Annotated in this window: 12 protein-coding genes; 1 reads left to right on the top strand and 11 read right to left on the bottom strand. The window is 68.1% G+C overall.

The annotated features are described in order from the left end of the window. Positions 1-28: 28 nt before the first annotated feature. From O4G76_RS13440 to O4G76_RS13430, 3 genes are all read right to left on the bottom strand, one after another. Positions 29-1,198 carry a substrate-binding domain-containing protein gene (locus O4G76_RS13440; protein ID WP_269397815.1) on the bottom strand — a complete coding sequence of 390 codons (1,170 nt, stop codon included), beginning with the start codon at positions 1,196-1,198 and terminating at the stop codon, positions 29-31. A 124-nt stretch (positions 1,199-1,322) separates the two neighbouring features. Beyond that, positions 1,323-2,144 (bottom strand): deiodinase-like protein, encoded by an 822-nt coding sequence (locus O4G76_RS13435; protein ID WP_269397814.1) that lies wholly within the window; start codon positions 2,142-2,144, stop codon positions 1,323-1,325. Positions 2,145-2,198: 54 nt separating this feature from the next. Then, a complete protein-coding gene (locus O4G76_RS13430; RefSeq protein WP_269397813.1) occupies positions 2,199-3,992 on the bottom strand; it encodes a glycoside hydrolase family 15 protein in 1,794 nt (597 codons plus the stop codon). Positions 3,993-4,146: 154 nt separating this feature from the next. Between O4G76_RS13430 and egtB the strand changes: the two genes are divergently transcribed. Further along, positions 4,147-5,409, top strand: a complete 1,263-nt coding sequence (gene egtB, locus O4G76_RS13425) for an ergothioneine biosynthesis protein EgtB (protein ID WP_269397812.1) — start codon at positions 4,147-4,149, stop codon at positions 5,407-5,409. Here the strand turns inward: egtB and O4G76_RS13420 are convergent. From O4G76_RS13420 to O4G76_RS13385, 8 genes are all read right to left on the bottom strand, one after another. After that, a complete protein-coding gene (locus tag O4G76_RS13420) occupies positions 5,406-5,879 on the bottom strand; it encodes an Lrp/AsnC family transcriptional regulator (protein WP_085897136.1) in 474 nt (157 codons plus the stop codon). The genes egtB and O4G76_RS13420 overlap by 4 nt on opposite strands. 62 nt (positions 5,880-5,941) lie before the next feature. Continuing rightward, positions 5,942-6,718 (bottom strand): crotonase/enoyl-CoA hydratase family protein, encoded by a 777-nt coding sequence (locus tag O4G76_RS13415; protein WP_269397811.1) that lies wholly within the window; start codon positions 6,716-6,718, stop codon positions 5,942-5,944. Next, positions 6,715-7,566, bottom strand: coding sequence for a hydroxymethylglutaryl-CoA lyase (locus O4G76_RS13410; protein WP_269397810.1), 852 nt, complete (start codon positions 7,564-7,566; stop codon positions 6,715-6,717). Before O4G76_RS13410 ends, O4G76_RS13415 begins: the two co-directional genes overlap by 4 nt. After that, positions 7,559-9,547, bottom strand: a complete 1,989-nt coding sequence (locus O4G76_RS13405) for an acetyl/propionyl/methylcrotonyl-CoA carboxylase subunit alpha (protein WP_269397809.1) — start codon at positions 9,545-9,547, stop codon at positions 7,559-7,561. Before O4G76_RS13405 ends, O4G76_RS13410 begins: the two co-directional genes overlap by 8 nt. Next, on the bottom strand, positions 9,547-9,957 hold the full coding sequence (locus O4G76_RS13400) for an ASCH domain-containing protein (RefSeq protein ID WP_269397808.1): 411 nt from the start codon (positions 9,955-9,957) through the stop codon (positions 9,547-9,549). Before O4G76_RS13400 ends, O4G76_RS13405 begins: the two co-directional genes overlap by 1 nt. Before the next feature lie 7 nt (positions 9,958-9,964). After that, complete coding sequence (locus O4G76_RS13395; RefSeq protein ID WP_269397807.1) at positions 9,965-11,572, bottom strand: carboxyl transferase domain-containing protein; 1,608 nt, start codon at positions 11,570-11,572, stop codon at positions 9,965-9,967. Further along, positions 11,572-12,735: an isovaleryl-CoA dehydrogenase gene (locus O4G76_RS13390; RefSeq protein WP_269397806.1), complete on the bottom strand. Its 1,164-nt coding sequence runs from the start codon at positions 12,733-12,735 to the stop codon at positions 11,572-11,574. Before O4G76_RS13390 ends, O4G76_RS13395 begins: the two co-directional genes overlap by 1 nt. A gap of 10 nt (positions 12,736-12,745) precedes the next feature. Further along, positions 12,746-16,213, bottom strand: coding sequence for an indolepyruvate ferredoxin oxidoreductase family protein (locus O4G76_RS13385; RefSeq protein WP_269397805.1), 3,468 nt, complete (start codon positions 16,211-16,213; stop codon positions 12,746-12,748). Between the last annotated feature and the right edge of the window lie 176 nt (positions 16,214-16,389).

Genomic DNA, 16,389 nt, shown 5'->3' with positions numbered 1-16,389 from the left:
GCCGGGCCCCGAGGCCCGGCCCGATACCTCAGTTGCGGATCGGGATTTCCATGTCCTCGATGCCAAGCTCGCGCACGAGCACCGGGACGCCGTAATCCTTTCCGTCCTGCACCTCGGTGCGGAAGTGATACATGGATTGCAGCGCCTGATGATCCTCGGGGCGGAAACGCATCATGCCCTTGGGCGTCTCCCACTCCATGCCTTCCATCGTGGCGATCAGGTCCTCGGTCTCGGTCGAGCCCGCCTTCTCGATCGCCTCGACGATGGCGATGCCCGCTGCCATGCCGCCTGCGGTGAAGAAGTCGGGCGGCGCGTCGAAGCGGGCCATGTGCTCCTCCACCAGCCAGTCATTCACCGGGTTGTCGGGGATCTCGTAGTAGTAATAGGTCGCGCCTTCGAGACCGGGCAGTTCCTTGTAGGCGGTGAGCGCCGCGAGGATGTTGCCGCCGGTGGCGATCTCGATGCCGTGGCGGGACGGATCCATAGCGTTGATCTTGCCCATCGGGTTACCGCCACCGGCCCAGATGATGAACAGCTTCTTCTCGCCTTCGACCCCCTCCATCGCCGCGAAGATCCGCTCGGCGGCGGCGGTGAAGTCGGTGGTGTCGGTCGGCACGTATTCCTCGTGCGCGATGCTGGCGCCGGTATCCTCCAGCGCCTCGCGGAACGCCGCCACGCCATCGCGGCCAAAGGCGTAATCCTGCGCCAGCGTCGCGATGGTGACGCCCTCGCCGCCCAGCGCCACGGCGTTCGAGATCGCGTCCTGGCTGGAGTTGCGACCGGTGCGGAACACGTAGCGGTTCCAGTCCGAGCCGGTGATCGAATCCGCCACCGCCGGCTCGACGATCAGGATCTTCTCGTATTCGGCGGCCACCGGCAGCATGGCGAGCGCCACGCCGGAACTGACCGGTCCGACCGCGATGTCGGCACCGTCATCGCCATAGGCCTCGGCCAGAACGGCGCGGCCGATATCGGGCTTGGACTGGGTGTCCTTCTCGATCACGACGATCTTCTCGCCGTTCACCTCCATGTTGCCCTCGGTCGCGTATTCGAGACCGAGCATCAGCCCCTCATGCGATTGCGCGGCATAGGCCTCGAGCGGGCCGGTCTTGCCGTAGACATGCGCGATGGTGATATCGGCGGATGCGGGCATGGCGCAGCCCAACAGGACGGCCGTGGCCGTGAGCACTCGTGTCATCCCGGGTCTCCTCCCCCTTCGGAACGGGGCCCTCCTCAAGGCCCGTCATGTAGGGGGAGGTTAGGCGCGGCCGTCGTCACCGGTCAAGCGAGACGACGGCCAAGCCACTGCATTGCCCGGAATTTCACCTCTTGCGTGCGGACTTTCGCGCCGATGTCAGTGCCCCGATCAGTGCCGTCGCACCAAGCCCGATCGTTGCGGCAGCAGCAGCCGTGCGCCAATGCGGCGGCAGCGGGCGGTAGAGATCGGCGATGCGCGCCAGCGCCGCGACCGGCGGCGCGGCCTTCCACAGATCCGCCTCGGCGCGCCGGCCCGAGCGCTGCGTGACCTCGCGCATCACGCCGATCCCGGCGGCCATCGGCTTGAGCCGTGCCGTGCTTTCGCGCTTGCGGGGCATCCGCCCCTTGGACACGGCTTCGAGCGCCTCGCCCAGAGCCTCGTCGTCGCCGGCCCAGAGGCCGCGATAGACGATGGTCCCCTCGCGGTCGGTAACCCAGACGGCGTTCGGCTTCTCGTCGAGTTGCTTGTGCAGGGTGCCCTGCGTGTCGTCCACCGCCAGGGCCCAGGGCAGGCTGTCACGCTCCTTCAGGATGCGGGCGTTGCGGATCTTGGTGTCCATGTCGTGCGGCTGATCGAAACGCTCGCCCGGATGCGCCTCGCGCACGTGCAGCATCACGAAGACGATCTGGCCGCCATAGCGGCGGTGCAGACGCTTCAGCGCCGGGTTCGACGCCGCAGTCATCGGACAGGTGTAGGAGCCGGTCACCAACAGCATCGGCTTGTTGCCGGTGATCGCGTGGCTGCGGATCCGTCCGCCGGTGGCGGCGGGCAGGTCGAAGACCGGCAGCCGGTCGCCCGGCCCCGGCGTACCGGGCCGAAAGGCCATGTCCTTGTTCAGGGTGCTGGCCTGGACGTGGTCGTAGACGTAATCGCTGGTCGAGGTCATGGGTCGTCTCCCCGTCTGGTGTGTCATCGGTCGCCGAGACAACCCGCGAAAGCCTCAGCCGTTCGATTTCTCCTGCGTCTCTTGTGCACGCGCCTTCAGCGCCCGATTGAGATCGATCACCGCGCCGATCATTCCGGCATGGGCGAAAGCCTGCGGAATGTTGCCCAGCATCTCCCCCAATCGCGGATCGGCCTCTTCCGACAGGAGGCCCAGATCGTTGCCCTGCGCGATCCCCGCCTCGATGATCGCATGCGCCCGGTCCAGATCGCCGCGCATCACCCAGTACTGCGCGACCCAGAAGCCCGCCGCGACGAAGACCCCTTCCTCGGTGCCGTCGGCGCATTCAAGGCGGCGATGATAGAGCCGCCCGTCCGGGCTCCAGTCACGCTCCAGCGCCTCGATGGTGGCGAGCATCTCGGGCGTGTCGGCGGCGCAATAGTCCCAGACCGGGAACAGCGCGGCGGTCACGTCGACCTCGTCCGAGCCCGGATACACGGCATAGGCACCTTCTGATGTCAGGCCATGTCGCGCCACCCAGTCACGGATTTCGCCGGCCGCCCTTCGCCAGCGCGCGGCCTCGGCTTCGCTGCCGTAATCGGCCGCCGATTCCAGCGCGCAGGCGGCGACCACCTTGCCCGAGACATAGGGCTTCGGCGGGGTTTCCTCCCAGATGCCGTGATCGGGCTCGCGCCAGTTCCGGCTCAGGAAATCGCAGATGTCCGCGACCACGTCCCAATGCGCGCGGCCTTGCGACGACCCTTCGCGGTAGAGCAGCTTCGCGGCCAGAGCCACGTTGGCATAGGCATCGAGCTGAAGCTGATCGGCGGCACCATTGCCGATCCGCACCGGTCGAGAGCCACGCCAGCCCTCGAACGGCAATTCGGTCTCGGGCGGCGCGGTCTCGCAGTCGAGATCGGTGAACACCGCCATCGGGTAGTTCTCGGAGGTGCCGCTGCAGCGACAGATGAACTTCAGATACTGTTCACCCTCGCTGTCCTTGCGGCACAGTCGCAAGAGCGCCGAGACGATCATGCCCGCGTCGCGCAGCCAGACATAGCGGTAGTCCCAGTTGCGGCCGCCCCCGGCGATCTCGGGCAGGGAGGTGGTGACCGCGGCGGTGGTGGCACCGCTTTCCTCGTGGGTACACAGCCGGATCGCTCGAAGCGACCGCTGGAGGTCGTCGGCGAATACGCCCTCGTAGTTCACCGCCTCGTCCAAGCCCTCCCAATGGCCGAGCGTATGGCCGCGCCAGTTGTCGAGTGTAGCGCGGTCGGGCCTTGAAATCGGCGCGTCCGAGAGGATCATCGAGCCGGCCTCGCCCTTCGGCAGATCCATCACCACCTTGCCATCCGAGATGCGCAGCGGGTGCGAGCCGTACAGCCGCATGCCCTCGATCATGGCGGCGTCGCCTTCGACGGACAGCGTCGCGGTCCGACGCGCGTAGTCGGGGCGCGGATCGAGCGTGACCCTGACCGGCGCAGGGGCCGAACCGAACTCGCGCACCAGCACGCCGATCGGCGCCTGTGGCCCGGAGGTCATCCAGTCGAGCACGACCAGATCGCCCTCGGGGCCTGTGAGATGTGTCTCCAGCATGCCACTGCCGTCGAGATATCGGCGCGGCCCGGGTGCCGCACCATCCATGTCGATGCGCCATTCGCCGCCCTCGGGATCGAGCAGCCCCGCGAAGAGGCTTGGCCCGTCGAAACGGCAGGGACAGTACCAGAGGATGCGACCCATCCGGTCGAGCACGGCGGCGGTGCGGCGGTCGCCGATCACGCCGAGATCGCGGATCGGGACCGTGTTGGAGGCCACGATCTCGGGCGACGACTGGCGGCGGGATCGGATCATGCGGCTCTCCTTCGGCGGTCAACCGGGGACGGAACAGCACGGTTCCGCCGCCCGACGGCCGGTCGCGACCCCGCTGCGCCCTGTCGCGCCAAGCCTCAGGAACCTACCACGAACCGGGCACGTTTTGCCGCTGGCAAGACGAGGGACCATTCACATGCAGACCGCCAATCCGAAGCCGGCCGATCTGGCCGATGATGCGCAGGCGCTGTTCCGCGCCACCCGGGCCCGCTCGCGCGAGTTGGTGGCCGATCTCGCGCCCGAGGACATGGTGGTGCAGTCGATGGAGGATGCCTCGCCCACCAAGTGGCACCTCGCCCATACCTCGTGGTTCTTCGAACAGTTCATCCTGCGCGAACGGGTTCCGGGCTACGCCTCGCCGGACGACCGCTTCGCCTTCCTGTTCAATTCCTACTATGTGCAGGCCGGCCCGCGTCATGCCCGCTCCCAGCGCGGGCTGATCACCCGCCCGAGCGTGGCCGAGGTGATGGCGTACCGTGCCCATGTCGAAGCGGCGATGGAGCGACTGCTCGACGAGGGCGACCCGGAGGTGGCCGAACTGACCACCTTAGGCTGCCATCACGAAATGCAGCATCAGGAGCTTCTGCTCACCGACCTGCTGCACGCGCTGTCCTTCAACCCGCTGATGCCCGCGATCAGACCGCCCGAACCGCGCGCGCTTTCCGACGATCAGCCTCTCGACTGGATCGGCTTCGACGGCGGCATCCGCGAGATTGGCCATGCGGGACCCGGCTTCGCCTATGACTGCGAAGGGCCCCGCCACGAGGTGCTGCTGCGCCCCTATGCGCTGGCCAGCCGGCCGGTGACGAATGCCGACTGGATCGCCTTCATCGAAGATGGCGGCTACGCCGATGCGCGTCATTGGCTGATGGAGGGCTTTGCCAAAGCGCAGGCAGAGGGCTGGGACGCGCCGCTCTACTGGTGGAAGCAGGATGGCGAATGGTGGAGCTTCACCGCGCGCGGCCCTCAGCCCGTCGATCCGAACGCGCCGGTGGTGCATGTAAGCTTCTACGAGGCCGAGGCCTTCGCGCGCTGGGCCGGTGCGCGGCTGCCGAGCGAGGCCGAGTGGGAGGTCGCGGCACAGGGTTCGGAGATCGCGGGCAACTTCATGGATGAAGGGGCGCTCCGGCCGCTGCCGGGGCGAGCCGGTGCGGGGCTGCGACAGATGCATGGCGATGTCTGGGAGTGGACCCGCAGCAGCTTCGATCCCTATCCGGGCTTTCGCCCTCCGGAAGGCGCGATCGGCGAATACAACGGCAAGTTCATGGTGAACCAATACGTGCTGCGCGGCGGCTCCTGCGCCACGCCGAAGGCGCAGATGCGTCACAGCTACCGTAACTTCTTCCACCCCGACCGGCGCTGGCAGATGAGCGGGCTGAGGCTCGCGAAAGACGGCTAGAGCGGCACGTCGGTGGTGTTCTTGATCTCGCGAAGCGTCACGCTGGTGGAGATCGAGAGCACGTGCGGCAGCTGCACCAGAGCGTTCTTCACCGTGCTCTCGTAATGCCGGATCGACCGGGCCAGCACCCGCAGCAGGTAGTCGTGATCGCCCGAGACGGTGTAGCACTGCACCACCTCGGCGATGCGCACCACGGCCGCCTCGAACTCTTCGAGATGCGCGCGCGAGTGGCCGTTCATCCGTACCGCGCAGAACACCGTGATGTCGAATCCCGCCGCCACGGGGTCGATGATGTGGCGCCGCTCCTCGATCACCCCGGCCTCGCGCATCCGGGTCAGCCTGCGCCAGCACGGCGTATGCGACAGCCCGAGCCGTTCGCCGACCTCGCGCAGGGTCAGGTCGGGCTCCGCCTGCAACAGTCGCAGCAGCCGACGGTCGGTCTCGTCCAGTGTGATCCCGCTCTCGCCCATTGCACCCCATCCCCGGCGGCGATCCTCGGCCCCGGGGATGGCGGCGTCAATGGGCCGCGCGCTCATGACCAGCGCGCCGGGCGCTTCTCGAGAAAGGCGGCGATCCCCTCCTCCGCTTCCGGGCTCTCCCAGGCTTCGACCAGCCGGTCGATGGTGGCCTCGATGACGGCCTCATCGATACGGGGGCCGAGGCTGCGCGCCAGCGCCTTGGCCCGCGCCGCGGCACCACGCGCGATCTTCAGATAGGGCGCGACCTCGGCCTCGACGGCCGCGTCGAGATCGGCAAGCGGCACCGCGCGGGTCGCGATGCCGAGCCGTACCGCCTCCTCGGCGCCGAAGAGCCGCGCCGACATGAAGACCTGCCGGGCCCGCCCCTCGCCCATCCGGGCGAGCACATAGGGCGAGATCGTCGCCGGGATGATTCCAAGCTTGGTCTCGGTGAAGCCAAAGCGCGTACCCTCCTCGGCCACCACCACGTCGCAGATGCAGGCCATGCCGACGCCGCCGCCATAGGCGCCACCATGCACCCGTCCGATCAGCGGGCTGGACATGGTGTTGAGCGCGTCCAGCATGCCCGCCAGACGTCGCGCCTCGGCGCGGCGCCCCTCGCGGTCGGCGCGGATCTGCGCCTGCATCCAGGTCAGGTCGCCGCCGGCGCAGAACACCTCGCCCGCGCCCCGCAGCACCACGGCGCGCGCCTGCGCGCCCTCGGCCCGCGCCAGCGCCGTCAGCTCGTCCATCATCCGCGCCGAAAGCGCGTTGCGACGTTCGGGCGCGTTCAGCGTCACGGTCAGAACGCCGCGATCATCCGTGTCGAGCTTCAACGTCTCGTAACTCATGCGCGCAGCTCCTTGGCGAAACCCGCCGTCTCGGTCAGCCGTTTGCGATCGAGCCCGGTCTCGAAGCCGCGCTCCTCCAGCATCAATGCGAGCCCTTCGGTCGCGACATTGCCGGCCGCGCCCGGCGCGAAGGGACAGCCGCCAAGGCCGCCGATGCTCGCGTCGAACACCCGCAGCCCCCGCTCGAGGCAGACCGCCACGTTGTCGAGCGCGCGGCCCGAGGTGTCATGGAAATGCCCGGCGAGCTTGTCGGCGGGCAGGCGGGCCAGCACGGCGTCGAGCATCGCGGCGGTGTCCTCCGGCAGCGCCCGGCCCAGGGTTTCGCCCAAGGAAATCTCGTAGCACCCCATATCCATGAGCCGCGCCGCGACCTCTGCCACGGCATCGGGCGCAACCCGGCCGTCATAGGGGCAATGGGTGACGCAGGAGACATAGCCGCGCACCGGCAGGCCGGAGTCTCGCGCGGCCGCCATGACCGGCGCGAAGCGCTCCATGCTCTCGGCGATGGAGCAGCCGATATTGGCCTGGCTGAAGCCTTCCGAGGCGGAGGCGAAAACCGCGACCTCCTCGGCCTTCGCCTCTTGCGCCGCCTCGAAGCCGCGCAAGTTCGGCGTCAGCGCCGCGTATCGGATCCCCGGCTCGCGCCGGATTCCGGCGAGGACCTCCGCCGCATCCGCCATCTGCGGCACGCGCTTCGGGTTCACGAAGCTCGTCACCTCGATCCGCGCGAAGCCGCAGGCCGAGAGCCGGTCGACCAGCGCGATCTTGTCGGCGGCGGGGATGATCCGCGCTTCGTTCTGCAACCCGTCGCGCGGGCCGACCTCGACGATCTCGACACGCTCACTCATCCTGCGGCTCCAGCGTCAGCAGCAGGTCACCATCCGATACCTGCGATCCCTCGCGTGCGAGCACCTCGGCCACCACGCCGTCGCGCGGCGCGGTGAGCGTGTGCTCCATCTTCATCGCCTCCAGAACGGCCAGTGGCTGGCCCTTTTCCACCGCCTGCCCGGCCTCGGCGCGCATCCGCTTCACCAGCCCCGGCATCGGTGCCGCGATGGCATCGCCCCCGGTTCCTGCCGCGTCCGCCGCGGCGAGCGGATCGGGAATGGCAAAGGTAAAGGCCCGGCCCGCATCCCAGACCGTGACGCGATTGCCGTGCCGTACCGCCTCGGCACGGAAGCGCCGTCCCGACACGGTCACTTCCAACCCGCGCGTGTCACGTGAAACGCCGATCTGCGTGCCCGCCCGATGCCAATGCCCTGGGCCGTCGCGCCTGAGCGCCACCTCCAGCGGCTCGCCCTCATGCTCCAGCACGACATGCACCTCTGAGGCGCCCCAGTGCCGGAAGCCCCGGAGCCGGCCCCACGGTCCGTTGCCTTCGGGCGGATGGTCGAGCCCGGCGGCGGCAAGTGCTGCCAGCACCGGCACATGCTCCGGCATTTCCGTCTTGGCGGTCAGCGCGTCGAGATCGCGACCGATCAGACCGGTATCGACCTCCCCGGCCGCGAAACCCTCGTGGCGCAACAGCCGCGCGAGGAAACCGAGATTGGTCACCGTTCCGCCGACCTGCGTGGCTTCGAGCGCCGCCACGAGCCGTGACAGTGCCTCGGCCCGCGTCGCGCCATGGGCGATGACCTTGGCGATCATCGGGTCGTAATGCGGGGTGATTGCGTCGCCTTCGGTCACGCCGGCATCCACCCGCAGCGCGCCGCGCTCGAAGCGCGCGGCCTCGGGAAAACGCAGCCGCTCCAGCCGCCCGGTGGCGGGAAGGAAGCCGCGTTCGGCGTCCTCGGCATAAAGCCGCGCCTCGACCGCGTGGCCATCGATCCGAAGCTCGTCCTGCGTCAACGGCAGGGTCTCGCCCCGCGCCACCCGGATCTGCCACTCGACGAGGTCGAGCCCGGTGATCGCCTCGGTCACCGGATGCTCGACCTGAAGCCGCGTGTTCATCTCCATGAACCAGAACCCGTCCTCGCGCAGCCCCTCGGAGCCGTCGGCGATGAACTCGATCGTGCCCGCGCCCACGTAACCGATGGCGCGTGCCGCCTCGACCGCCGCCGCCCCCATCGCGGCGCGGACATGCTCGGGCATGCCCGGTGCGGGCGCTTCCTCTATCACCTTCTGATGGCGGCGTTGCAGCGAACAGTCGCGCTCGAACAGATGCACGACATTGCCATGGCTGTCGGCGAAGACCTGGATCTCGACGTGGCGCGGCGAGGTCACGTATTTCTCGACCAGCACGGCGGCGTCGCCGAAGCTGGCCTTGCCCTCGGCCTGCGCACCTTCCAGCGCGTCGGCGAAATCCTCGGCGCGCTCGACGAGCCGCATGCCCTTGCCGCCGCCGCCGGCGCGCGCCTTGATCAGCACCGGGTAGCCGATGCGTAGGGCCTCTTGGGCCAGCATCGACCCGTCCTGCCCCTCGCCGTGATAACCCGGCACCACCGGCACGCCGGCCTCTTCCATCCGCGCCTTCGCGGCGTCCTTGAGGCCCATGGCGCGGATCGCGCTGGCGGGCGGGCCGACGAAGACCAGACCGGCCGCCTCGACCGCCTCGACGAAATCGGGGTTCTCGGACAGGAAGCCGTAGCCCGGATGGATCGCCCCCGCGCCGGTCCGCTTCGCGGCGTCGATGATGGCCTCTGCCCTGAGATAGCTCTCGCCCACAGGTGCCGAACCGATCCGCACCGCCTCGTCGGCGAGCCTGACATGCACCGCCTCGGCATCGGCATCGGAATGCACGGCGACGGTCTTGAGCCCCATCCGGCGGGCGGTGTTGATGACGCGCGCGGCGATCTCGCCCCGGTTCGCGATCAGGATCTTGTCGAACATCAGGCGAAATCCTCCACCAGCCGGAATCTCTCGCAGACCAGCACCATCTCCGGGTCCCAGCCCCCGTTGCGCTCGAAGTAGCGACGGTGATCCGCCTGCCAGTCTTCCAGCGTCTCGTTCTCGCCCTCAGCCAGAGCGAAATCGGCATCGACATCGCAAAAGCGCCGCTGCGTGACCTCCACCGTCTCGATCATCAGCGCCGGCCTGCCATCCCAGTTCAGCGCAACGTCGCAGCGGCCGACCTTCGGCATCGGCTCGCCCGCCTCGAAGTCGCGCAGCGCGCCGCAGGTCGCGGTCTTTTTGCCCGAGCGGACCAGTGCGATCAGCTCGTCGCATAATTTCGGCCCGTCCCCGAAGCGGAAGCTTTCGAGATCCGGGTACCGGGCCTTCAGCTCATCCATCGTCACCATGCCCGCCTCACATCCTGAAGACGCCGAAGCGCGTGTCGGGGATCGGCGCGTTCAGCGCGGCCGAGAGCGACAGTGCCAGCACCTCGCGGGTCTTGCGCGGATCGACGATGCCGTCATCCCAGAGCCGGGCCGATGCGTAGAGCGGATGCGCCTGTTCCTCGAACCGCTCGCGCAGCGGCTGCTTGAAGGCCCATTCCTCCTCTTCGGTCCAGGGCTTGCCCTGCCGCTCCAGCGCCTCGCCGCGCACCTGTGCCATGACGCCCGCCGCCTGCTCGCCGCCCATCACGCCGATCCGGCTCGCGGGCCACGTCCAGAGGAAGCGGGGTGAATAGGCGCGCCCGCACATGCCGTAATTGCCCGCGCCGTAGGAGCCGCCGACGATCATCGTCACCTTGGGCACTTCCGTGCTGGCCACCGCCGTCACCAGCTTGGCGCCGTCCTTGGCGATGCCGCCAGCCTCGTATTTGCGGCCCACCATGAAGCCGGTGATGTTCTGCAGGAACACCAGCGGGATGCGACGCTGAGAGCACAGCTCGACGAAATGCGCGCCCTTGAGCGCGGCCTCGGAGAACAGCACGCCGTTATTGGCGACAATCCCCACCGGCATGCCCATGACATGCGCGAAGCCGGTCACCAGCGTTTCGCCGTAGCGCGGCTTGAACTCGTCGAGGCGCGAGCCGTCGAGCACGCGGGCCAGAAGCTCGCGGATGTCGTAGGGCTTGCGTGGATCGGCGGGCACCACGCCGAGGATCTCTTCCGGGTCGTGGAGCGGCTCCTCGACGGGCTGCATCACCACGGTCTCGGGCTTGCGGCGGTTCAACCCCGCCACCGCCTGACGCGCCAGCGCCAGCGCATGCGCGTCGTCGTCGGCAAGGTAGTCCGCCACGCCCGAAAGCCGGGTGTGCACGTCGCCGCCGCCGAGATCCTCGGCCGAGACGACCTCGCCGGTCGCGGCCTTCACAAGTGGCGGCCCGGCGAGGAAGATGGTGCCCTGCTCCTTCACGATGATCGTGACATCCGACATCGCGGGCACATAGGCGCCGCCTGCGGTGCAGGAGCCCATCACCACGGCGATCTGCGCGATGCCCTTGGCGCTCATCCGGGCCTGGTTGTAGAAGATCCGGCCGAAATGATCGCGGTCGGGAAAGACCTCGTCCTGGTTGGGTAGGTTGGCGCCGCCGGAATCGACGAGGTAGACGCAAGGCAGGTGGTTCTGTTCCGCGATCTCCTGCGCCCGCAGATGCTTCTTCACGGTCATCGGGTAGTAGGTGCCGCCCTTCACGGTGGCGTCGTTGCACAGCACCATGACCTCCTGCCCCTCGACGCGGCCGATGCCGGCGATCATGCCGGCGCCGGGCGCCGCGCCGTCATAGAGGCCATGCGCCGCCGTGGCACCGACCTCCAGAAACGGGCTGCCCGGGTCGAGCAACCGGGTGACCCGGTCGCGCGGCAGGAGCTTGCCGCGCGAGAGATGCCGCTCGCGCGCCTTCGCGCCGCCGCCGGCGCGTGCGGCTTCGACCGCGTCGCGCACGGTTTCCATCGCGGCGCGCTGCGCGGCCTCGTTCTCGCGAAAGCTCTCCGAGGAGGGCGACAGCGATGAGCGCAGCACCCCCATCAGCGCACCTTGGCCATCAGCTCGCGCCCGATCAGCATGCGGCGGATCTCGGAGGTGCCCGCGCCGATCTCCATCAGCTTGGCGTCGCGGAAAATCCGGCTCACCGCGCTTTCGTTCATGAAGCCGGTGCCACCCATCGCCTGCACCGCCTGATGCGCGACCACCATCGCCTCCTCGGAAGCGTAGAGCACGCAGGCGGCGGCATCGGCCCGGGTGACCCGGCCCGCGTCGCAGCCCCGTGCCACGGCATAGACATAGGCCCGCGCCGAGCCGAGCTTGGTGTAGATGTCCGCCACCTTGCCCTGCATCAGCTGGAAATCCCCGATCGGCCTGCCGAACTGCTTGCGCTCGGCGAGGTAGGGCATGATTTCGTCGAGGCAGGCCGCCATGATGCCGGTGCCGATGCCCGACAGAACCACGCGCTCGTAGTCGAGCCCCGACATCAGCACCTTCACGCCGCCGCCGACCTGGCCCAGCACGTTCTCCTCGGGCACCTCGACATTCTCGAACACTAGCTCGGCGGTGTTCGAGCCGCGCATGCCGAGCTTGTCGAAATGCTCGGAGGTCGAGAAGCCCGCCATGCCGCGCTCGATGATGAAGGCGGTGATCCCCTTGGAACCGGCCTCCGGGTCGGTCTTGGCATAGACCACCAGCGTTTCGGCGTCGGGGCCATTGGTGATCCAGTACTTGGTGCCGTTGAGCCGATAGCCGCCATCGATGCGATCGGCGCGCAGGCTCATCGACACCACGTCGGAGCCCGCCCCCGCCTCGGACATCGCCAGCGCGCCGACATGTTCGCCCGACACCAGCTTGGGCAGGTATTTCGCCTTCTGCGCATCGTTGCCGTTGAGCACGATCTGGTTGACGCAGAGGTTCGAATGCGCGCCGTAGCTGAGCGCCACGCTGGCCGAGGCCCTCGCGATCTCCTCGACCGCGATGACATGAGCGAGATAGCCCATGCCGGCGCCGCCATACTGCTCGGGCACGGTGATGCCCAGAAGGCCCAGATCGCCCATCTCGCGCCAGAGGTCGGCGGGGAACAGGTTGGACTTGTCGATCTCGGCGGCGCGCGGCTTCAGCCGCTCCTGCGCCCAGCGATGCACCGTCTCGCGCAGCGCCTCGCCATCCTCGCCCAGATCGAACTTCATCGCGTGATCGAACATCGCACTCTCCCTATTCCGCCGCCACCTGGTGCGGCGTGTCGTTCTTGATCGCGGCGCGGAGCGCGTCGCGGATCGGCGCCGCCTGCTCCATCGCCGCCAGCTTCACCGGCCCGAAGCCACGGATCTGGTCGGGCAGTTCCAAGAGCTTGAGGATCTCGGCGTCGTGCCCTTGTCCCAGCCGCTCCAGCGCGAGGTCCATGTCCGCCTCAAAGGCGTCGATCAGTGCCCGCTCGCGCTTGCGCTCCTCGGTGCGGCCAAAGACGTCGAAGGCGGTGCCGCGCAGCCGTTTGCCCTGCGCCAGCAGGCCGAAGGCCTTGAGAATCCAGGGGCCGAACTCGCGCTTCTTCGGGCGGCCTTCGGCATCCGTGCCCGGCAGTCCCGGCGGTGCGAGGTTGAAGGCGATCCTGTAGTCGCCGTCGAACTGCTTCTTGAGGTTCTCCGCGAACTCGGGCCGCGTGAACAGCCGCGCCACCTCGTATTCGTCCTTGTAGGACAGGAGCTTGGCATAGTTCTGCGCGACCGCGCGGGTGATCTTCTCCGCCTGCGCGTGGCCTTCCACCGCCGCACGGACCCGCGCCACCCGATCGGTGTAGCGCCGGGCGAGCTTTGCATCCTGGTAGGCGGTCAGGTGACCGGTGCGGTGCGCCACGAGCTGGTCGAGCGTCATCTGCGCCTGCGGCAGATGCGGCGGCTCGTCGGTTTCGCCCATCTCGCGGATCACCCGCTCGGGCTCTGCCGCCATCACGCGGCCCCAGTCGAAGGCGTCGAGATTCGACTGCACCGCCACACCGTTGAGACGTACGGCCTCGGCGATCGCCTCGCGGCCCACCGGGATGAAGCCCTGCTGCCAGGCATAGCCCAGCATCATGATGTTCACCGCGATCTCGTCGCCGCAAAGCTCGCGCGCGACATGGGCGAAATCGTGGAAATGCTCCGACGAGCGCACCGTCTTTTCCACCGCCCGCATGACGCCCGCCGAGCGGAAGTCGAAATCGCGCTGACGCACGAAGTCCGAAGTGGGCGAGAGCTTGGTGCTCATCACCGCATGGGTGCGGCTCGCGTCGCACAGGGTGACGCCGTCCTTCGAGGCCGCCACGACGCTGTCGGCGGCCAGCAGCAGGTCTGCGGTCCCGGTGGCGATGCGCGGCGCCGTCGCGGGCCGCTCATGCGTCGAGATGCGGATATGGCTCAGCACCGCGCCGCCCTTCTGCGCGAGACCGGCCATGTCGAGGATCATCGGCGACAGACCCTCCATATGCGCTGCGACGCCAAGAAGCGCGCCGATGGTCAGAACGCCGGTGCCGCCGACGCCCGTAACGGCGATGTTCCACGGCCGGGTGATCTCGGGCAGCGCCGGCTCGGGCAAGCCTGAGACGTCGGGGCCTTCGGCGGCCGGGCGCTTGTGCGGCTTGGCACCGCGCAGCGTCACGAAGGAGGGACAGAAGCCCTTGAGGCAGGAAAAGTCCTTGTTGCAGGCCGATTGGTTGATCTGGCGCTTGCGGCCCAGCTCGGTCTCCAGAGGCTCGACTGCGATGCAGTTCGACTGCACCGAGCAATCGCCGCACCCTTCGCAGACCGCCGGGTCGATATGCACGCGCATGTCGGGGTCCTCGGCCTTGCCCCGCTTGCGGCGGCGGCGCAGCTCGGCGGCGCAGGTCTGGACATAGACCATGACGGTCACGCCCTCGATCTCGCGCAGCTCGCGCATCACCGCGTCGACATCGTCGCGATGGCGGATCTCGGTGCCGGGCGCGAGATCGACGCGGTCGTAATTCTCGGGATGATCCGAGAGCAGGACGATCTTCGCCACGTTCTCGTGGTGCACCTGATGCGTCACCTGCTCGGGCGAGAGCGGGCCGTCGACCTTCTGGCCGCCGGTCATCGCAACGGCGTCGTTGTAGAGGATCTTGTAGGTGATGTTGGCCTTCGCCGCGACCGATTGGCGGATCGCGAGATGGCCGGAATGAAAGAAGGTGCCGTCGCCTAGGTTCACGAAGCGATGCTTTTCCTCGGTGAACCGGCCGATCGAGGTCCATGGCACGCCCTCGGCGCCCATATGGGTGAAGGTCTCGGTGTTCCGGTCCATCCACTGCACCATGTAGTGGCAGCCGATCCCCGCCATCGCCTTGGACCCTTCCGGCACCTTGGTCGAGGTGTTGTGCGGGCAGCCGGGGCAGTAATGCGGCAGCCGGGTGATCGGCGCCTCATGCGCCTGTCCCCGGGCATGACCCGCTTCAAGACGGCGCAGCTCGGCCTCGATCCGGTCGTGCAAGCCTTCGGGCAGGTCGATGTGCAGCAGCCGGTCGGCGATGGCGCGGCCGACGGAGCCGACGGTGAGACCTTGGGAAAGCGACAGGAAGGGGCGGTCCTTCTCGTCATGCTTGCCGATGATCCGCGGCCGCACGTCGGCGCGCCAGTTGAAGAGCTGCTGCTTGATCTGGTTCTCGATGATCTCGCGGCGCTCCTCGACGATCAGCACCTCGTCGAGCCCCTCGGAGAAGTGGCGGATGCCCTCGGGCTCCAGCGGCCAGGGCATGCGCACCTTGTAGAGGCGCAGGCCGATCGCCTTCCACTCCTCCGGCCCGAGCCCCATCTCGGCCAGCGCCTGCCGCACGTCCTCGTAGGCCTTGCCCGAGGCGACGATGCCGAAACGGGCGTTCGGCGTGTCGATCGTCACCTGGTCGACGCGGTTGGCGCGGGCGAAGGCCAGCGCCGCGAAGCCCTTGTACTCCTGCAGCCGCTCGTCCTGCAGCAGCGGCGGATCGGGCCAGCGCAGGTTGAGCCCGCCTTTGGGCATCTCGAAATCGGTGGGCAGCAGGAACTGCCGACGCTCCTGTGCGAGATCAACGACGGTCGAGGTCTCGACCGTTTCGGAGATTACCTTGTAGCCGACCCAGCAGCCCGAATAGCGTGACATGGCGATGCCAAGGAGGCCCAGCTCGAGAAACTCGTGCACGGAGCTGGGATACAGCATCGGCATCAGTGCCGAGATGAAGGCGTGGTCCGACTGGTGCGGGATCGAGGACGACTTGCAGGTGTGGTCGTCGCCAGCGAAGGCCAGCACCCCGCCATGCGCCGAGGTGCCTGCCGCGTTGGCGTGCTTGAGCACGTCACCCGAGCGGTCGACGCCCGGCCCCTTGCCGTACCACAGGCCCAGAAGACCGTCCTTCTTCGCGCCTTCGGACAGGCCAAGCTGCTGGCTGCCCCAGACGGCGGTGGCGGCGAGATCCTCGTTGACCCCCGGCTGGAAGGCGATGTCGAGCGGGTCGAGATGCTTGCGCGCGGCCATCAGCTGCTGGTCGTAGCCGCCCAGCGGCGAGCCGCGATATCCCGAGATGAACGTGCCGGTATTGAGCCCGGCAGCGCGGTCGCGCCGCATCTGGGTCATCGGCAGGCGCACCAGCGCCTGAATTCCGGTCAGGAAGACATGACCTGTCTCCGCCGTATACTTGTCGTCGAGCGACATCTGCATCGTCATGCGCCCCTCCCCTGGCTAATGACGATCGCAGCCTAGCGCGGATCGACGACAACGCGGTCACCGTTTTGAAGGCGAATTACGCAAAATCCCGTTACATGGTCACCCTAGATAGCTCTCATTGAGAACAAGGTTCCAAACGGAGAAGCTCCACCATCGCTTCCGAATGGCGCATCACC

The sequence above is a fragment of the Limimaricola sp. G21655-S1 genome, from assembly GCF_027213785.1.
GTDB lineage: Bacteria > Pseudomonadota > Alphaproteobacteria > Rhodobacterales > Rhodobacteraceae > Limimaricola.
This window is presented reverse-complemented; position numbering and strand designations above follow the sequence as displayed.